Source organism: Mesorhizobium sp. M7A.F.Ca.CA.002.09.1.1, assembly GCF_003998555.1.
Classification (GTDB): domain Bacteria; phylum Pseudomonadota; class Alphaproteobacteria; order Rhizobiales; family Rhizobiaceae; genus Mesorhizobium; species Mesorhizobium ciceri.
Map to the genome: position 1 here is coordinate 1 of NZ_RZRR01000909.1, position 2,215 is coordinate 2,215.

General features: G+C 64.4%; 4 protein-coding genes. All 4 read right to left on the reverse strand.

Annotated elements, in window-relative coordinates; genetic code table 11:
* Positions 1–219, reverse strand: a 219-nt coding sequence (locus EN994_RS28185; RefSeq protein WP_164746272.1) for an LLM class flavin-dependent oxidoreductase, incomplete at its 3' end; no start/stop codon positions are given.
* 91 nt (positions 220–310) lie between these two features.
* The gene (locus tag EN994_RS28190) at positions 311–1,264 is read right to left on the reverse strand and encodes a sulfonate ABC transporter substrate-binding protein (protein ID WP_127224153.1); all 954 of its coding nucleotides are present in this window, start codon (positions 1,262–1,264) and stop codon (positions 311–313) included.
* A gap of 240 nt (positions 1,265–1,504) precedes the next feature.
* Positions 1,505–1,690: a hypothetical protein gene (locus tag EN994_RS28195; RefSeq protein ID WP_013528709.1), complete on the reverse strand. Its 186-nt coding sequence runs from the start codon at positions 1,688–1,690 to the stop codon at positions 1,505–1,507.
* A gap of 31 nt (positions 1,691–1,721) precedes the next feature.
* Positions 1,722–2,215 (reverse strand): ABC transporter permease subunit (locus EN994_RS28200; protein WP_127307997.1); only part of this gene is annotated, 494 nt, incomplete at its 5' end.

A 2,215-nucleotide genomic window follows, 5' to 3' on the forward strand; every position in this document is an offset into this window, starting at 1 on the left:
CGCGAGGCCCGTCGCGGTGATCCAGGAATCCTCGCAATTCTGGCCGGTCGGCAACAGCACGCCGGGAAAGCCGAGCCGGTCGACCGCCTGCGCGATCTCCTTGAAGTAGCCGAATTCGGGCGGCCGCTGCTGCTCCTCGGAACCGAGATAGGAGCCGTCGCCATGCGTCGGGATGAACCAGAAGAAATCGAGCGGTGCGGTGCTGGCAGGCGCGGTCATGTCTGGCACAGTCACGGGCGGATCTCCTGGAGATATGGGTGCGAACGCAAATGGCGCCGGGCGTTCTCATCCGGCGCCGTCAGGGGACAAGTCAGTTGCCGGGTGCCGTCCACACCGCGTCGGAGATGCGGACCGCGTTCGGGATCAGCCCGAGCTTGAAGAAGCGGTCTGCGGTCGCCTGCTGGCCGGCGATGATCTCGTCGGTGATCGGGAAGACGCCGAATTTGGTGCGGTTGGCGGCGATGATCTGCGCGTCGAGCGGCACGCCGGTCACCTCATGCAGCGCCGCGGCCACCTTGTCGCGGTTCTGGTCGGCCCATTTCGCCGCCTCGCCCAAGGCTGATATCGTTGTGGTGACGGTTTCGGGATGCGCCTTGGCGAAGTCCTTGTTGGCGAGGAAATAGGTGTTGACCTTCAGCACCTCGCTGGAGCGGGCCAGCACACGCGGCTGGTAGCGGGTTTCGGCGATGGCGAAGAACGGATCCCAGACGGTCCAGGCATCGATCTGGTCGCTGGCAAAGGCTGCGGCCGCATCCGCCGGGCTGAGATAGACCGGCGTGATCTGGTCGAACGGGATGCCGGCCTTCTCCAGCGCGGCGACGAGCAGATTGTGCGCGCTGGTGCCCTTGCCGACACCGACGCGCTTGCCCTTGAGATCGGCGACCGACTGGATCGGCGACGCCGGCTTGACGAAGATCGCCTCGCCCTCGCCATTCGACGGCAGCGCTGCGGCATAGACGATGTTGGCACCGGCCGACTGGCCGAAGATCGGCGGCGCGTCGCCGGTCCAGCCGACATCGATGGCGCCGACATTGAGCGCCTCGACCAGCGGCGGACCGGCGGTGAACTCGACCCACTTGACCGTCACGCCCTTGTCTTCAAGTGCCTTCTCGATCACCTGCTGCTGCCTGGCGATCACCGGCAGGCCGGTCTTCTGATAGCCGATGCTGAACTGCTTCAGCTCCTGCGCCGTGGCGCCGGACGACACGGCAACCGTCGCCGCCAGCAGGCCGATGCCGAAAACACGTCTCGTTAGATTGAACATTGATCCCTCTCCTTCGCTGCGGATCGGCGCCGGAAATGGCCTCGCCGGTTGGAAGATGGATGAGGCTAGGTAATTCTATAAATTTAGTAGAGGAATGATTTTGCGAGTTAGAGGGGAGAATGGGAATTATCTTCTTTGGCTACCTGGAATTCGTCATCCTGGGGTCTGCGCTGCGTCGCTTCGCCCTTGCTCGCCCTAGGATGACGAAGACGCGGGGGCTAGTGCCAATCGCCAATCCCCTCACTGCGACCAGTACTGCCAGGCCCAGTAAAAACTCTCGTCGCGTGGCGGCAGGCGGTCGCGCTCGGCGTCCCAGCGGACCGGCGTTGGCGATTTCGGTTGCTGTTCAAGCGGCTGGCTTTCCCTGGTCCAGGCGAGAAGCCAATTGCCGGCTTGGGCGAACAGCACGGCGGTGGAATGGGTCATCGTCATTCTCTCCTGCTCTTCTGATTCCCAATCATTCGCGTCCCGCCCACGGGACGAGCACGCGCTCGATCCTGCGGAGGGTGAATTCCAGCACGAAGGCAATGGCCGCGATCACCAATATGCCCATCACCACCACGTCGGTGACGAGGAACTGGGCGGCCGATTGGATCATGAAACCAAGCCCGCGCGTCGCCGCCACCAGTTCGGCGGCGACCAGCGTCGACCAGCCGGCGCCGAGCGCGATGCGCAGGCCGGTCAGGATCGACGGCAGCGCGCTGGGCAGGATGACATGGCGGACCACTTGGCGCTGAGTAGCGCCCAGTGAGCGCGCCGCATTGATGCGTTCCTGCGAAACGCCGCGAACGCCGGACGCGGTCGACAATGCCACCGGCGCCAGCATGGAAATAGTGATCACCAGGATCTTCGACGGTTCGCCGATGCCGAACCAGATGATGACCAGCGGCAGGTAGGCGAGCGGCGGGATCGGCCGCAGGAACTCCAGCAGCGGATCGAAGATGCCGCGCC